Here is a 3813-nt window from a genome sequence, read left to right as displayed (position 1 = left end):
CAGTTCATCACTTGAAGCTGATTCTGTAGTAAATACTTGAGGATAATTGAAATACTCCGGTGAAATAGATTTATCACCTACATATTCTCTACCTTCATAACTAACCGTCTCAGAACTACCCGCATTCAGATAGAGACTAAAGTCGGCAGAAGCAATTCCATTAACCTGGATGGTTACTACGGATGATTCGGTAACCAAACCACCTTTATCTGTAACTCTAGTTTTTAGTTCATGTATTCCTTCGGAGGCATTGGTCCAGTTTAATTGATAAGGTCCGGATGTTATGGATCCAATGACTGTGTTACCGTCAATAAACTCAACTAAAGCAATTTGTCCTTCTGGATCGACTACGTAAGACTGGATTAAAATAGCCTCTCCAAGATCAAATGTTTGGTTTTGGACTGGAGTTACAAAGTTTGCCACTGGGGGTAAATTCTCAATAACTTGAATTGTAGCTTCCGTAGATTCGGCAGTTAATCCTTCTTGATCTGTTATTCGAGTTTTTAACCTGTGATTACCTACTGGGACATTTTTCCAACTTGTTTTGTAAGGTGCTTGATTAGTAGTAGCAACTAATTTATCATTTACAAAGAACTCCACGTGTTTAATTTGATCTTCTGGATCAGAAGCGTCTACAGTGATAAATACTTCACTGCCAGCTATAAACTGTTGATTTTCATAAGGCTCTACTATCGAGACAGTTGGAGGTAAATTACTTTGACCGGCTCCATCTTCAATTTTGGCCAGTATTACAGAGCCATAAGCAGGGATGTTTACTGATCCATCAAAAACCTCTCCTTTTCCATTTTTATAAACTCCGGAAAGTGGATAACTAACAGCTTGATTAGAATAATTATATTCAAAAAACACATAACTTTCAATACTAATTGGTTCAGTCTGAACTTTAGAAATTTTTAAGTTATCAATTAAAATGCTTGGAAGGGTTTTGGGGAATCTAAATACAATGCTTTCGTTACTTGCACTCACATTCGATTTAAGAAATAATTTAACCTTTTTCGTCTCAGTAGAAGTGACAAAATTAAAAAGTGTTCCTTCTTGATTCTGATTAAATGTCCTCTCGAGCAATAAATCAACGGTTTGATTTGCTATAATGCTTTTCGTATCAAACTCAATTAAAATTTCATCTCCAGGAGCCACAGCTCCAATCTGAATAAATGCAGAAGCATTTGAAGTTTGATTAAAATTCATTTTCCATACGCCACCATCAATCCCAGTAGATAATTCTGAACTGCCATTATAAACTGCGGCAACAATAGATAGATTTGAGCTAAAATCACTTTCCTTGATGGTATTAGAACTTGAAACCCTATATTTTTCTAGGTTAAAATCTGGTCGTATGGAATTTTTCTCATAGCCATATTGATTGGTCCAACTTTCCATATTCCATTTTCTCCCAATTGGTCCATCATTTGGGCTTTGACTTTTAAATAGAATTTCAACGCCATACGGATCTAGGAAGTAGTTGTTGTCAGAAGTTCCTATTTGATCAATATCATTTACGGTTGAAGAAATACTATATGGTAAATCTTCATCAAATATTTTGGAAAAATAATTATTACTAATACTAATATTTCGAACCGAACCTCCAGTCAAATCATCTCCAGAATGTAACTGGATCGGCATTTTATAGAAAGTGTTATTTTGAACTTCTATATTTTTTGCATTGTGAAGGTATAGACCTTTTCCACTGACATCTGAAATTGTATTTCCCAAAATTTTGACTCCATCCGTATTATCATCCATATAAATTCCCTCCGCAAGGGGATCTTTCATGGTTGTTCCTTCCACAGCTCCAACTCCTCTCAAGATAATATTCCCAACTACCTCTCTGCCTGTATTATTTCCCCATGTTATTCCATCTGAATTAGTATAAATCCCGGCTCCATCATGCTTAAATAGACAAAAATTATTTATTAAATTGTTCTTAATGACTGTGTAATTTCCTCCAAAATGAATCCCATTAAATCCGGTATTTAGAATTTTATTTCTAACTATTCGGGAATTGTCAGCATTTCCTGAAATATAAATCCCAACACCTTTCAAATCACTGCTATTGGACATTCCTTGAAAAGGCATTGTGTTATTAATAATATTATCTTCAATTATTGCTCTTTGAGTAGTAAATTGAAAAAATAGTCCACCACTTAATGAGTAATTAATCGTGTTGCCTTTTACTGTTATATCTGGTGTTGTATGGGAGAAAATTGCATTTTGACCAGCATATACTAGTTCGCAATTTGTGATTTGTACATTAGCTGAATTTTGTATGTTGAAAATGTCTGCGTTTGCTCCTCTTAAATTTAAATTATTGAAAGTTAGGTTCTGGATATACTTATTTGTTTTGACCAAATATTCTCTGGTCGCAACTTCAACATCTAATGAATTTGGATCCTGTCCACCAAAATATCCATAAATCATTTTATTTGATTTTGAATAGGCCCATTCCCCAAATTGATCTAATGTATTAATATGATTTTGAACAAAGTATCCAAAGCCACTATTAGGAGTATACCCTGTTTCAGAATTGGATAAAAAACTGATGGTGCTTCCCGCGTTATATGAGATCTCATGCCTATCAGTAATCCAATTGTTCTTTCTAATTACAATATCGCCTCCAACAAAATTTGCAGGCATGTTTTCACCTTGAATGCTTAAGGAATTGTTAACAGATGATATAGTTAAATAACCTCCATTTTTTGCTCCTGCATTTGGGTATCTACCTACTTCCATCAATTGTTTGTTGATTGTGACTATCTGAATCTTCCCTCCATCCATATTGGGTAAGGAAGCTTCATAAGTCCCATTTCCACGAGAAACCCAATTATTCACCTTAATCATGGATGTAATCACAGGTTTTTCTCCCGCTCCATAAGAAGTATATACGATTGGATTTCCCGAACTTCCTCCTCTGGAAATTAGAATTGACCCATAAAATGTATCTCCACTTTTAAATAATATTCTATCTCCAGCTTGTAATTGGCTTGCAATAGAATTCAATTTATCAATACTCCGCCATGGAGTAGAAGCGTTTTGTGCTTGGAGAGTTGTTCTATTATCGTCTCCTGTTGAACTCGAAAAATAATAATCATTGGCTTGAGTCGTTAAAATATTAACAACAGAAAAAACAATAATTAATAATAACCTTATTACTAGTTTGTAATAATTAAATAGGGTATTAATCAACTCGTTAAGTAAGGGTGATTTCATAACGGTGTTTTAATTTGGGCTTCAAAACTAGAATGATTTTTCAACTTTTCAAGTCCCTTTCCACCTCATGAAGTAATTGTGATATATGAAAAAAACAATTTTTGTCTTTAAATCAGTCAATCAAAAAAATAACTAAATAGATCTTTTTTGAATAAAAAATCAATTAAGATTAAATAAATTCTGTTTTACGTCTGTAAAACGGAATAAAATTTTTTTTGGTAAAAAATAGGGGTGTTTTAAGATAAAAATGATTGGTGTGTTTTTGTATAAGTAATTTAAAACAATCTATGTAGTGTTTTATATATACAATTGAAATATTCAATCTATTATTTATGTATTTTAATTTTTGTAAAAAATAGAATTTAAAACAGATAAAATAATTTTAATTTTTTTTTAAATTTTTTTAAAAAAAATATTTTTCATACTAAAATCTATCCAAAATTGAATTTTTCAATAAATCAGACCTGTATAATTTTTAATACCAAAGCTTAAACTCTTGTTAATTTTGGTTTAAAAATGCACTGGATTATTAGCAATTTCCATACCAAAAAGAGTTAGCCTTAAGTATAATTTTAACTTTTATCT

General features: G+C 32.1%; 1 protein-coding gene. It reads right to left on the bottom strand.

Annotated elements, in window-relative coordinates:
- A partial coding sequence (locus AAGF08_RS20270) for an Ig-like domain-containing protein (protein ID WP_343513272.1) occupies positions 1-3228 on the bottom strand: 3228 nt, incomplete at its 3' end.
- Between the last annotated feature and the right edge of the window lie 585 nt (positions 3229-3813).

This window comes from Algoriphagus sp. SE2 (assembly GCF_039563885.1).
GTDB lineage: Bacteria > Bacteroidota > Bacteroidia > Cytophagales > Cyclobacteriaceae > Algoriphagus.
Note: the sequence above shows the minus strand (reverse complement) of the source record. Positions and strands in the feature narration are given on the sequence as shown.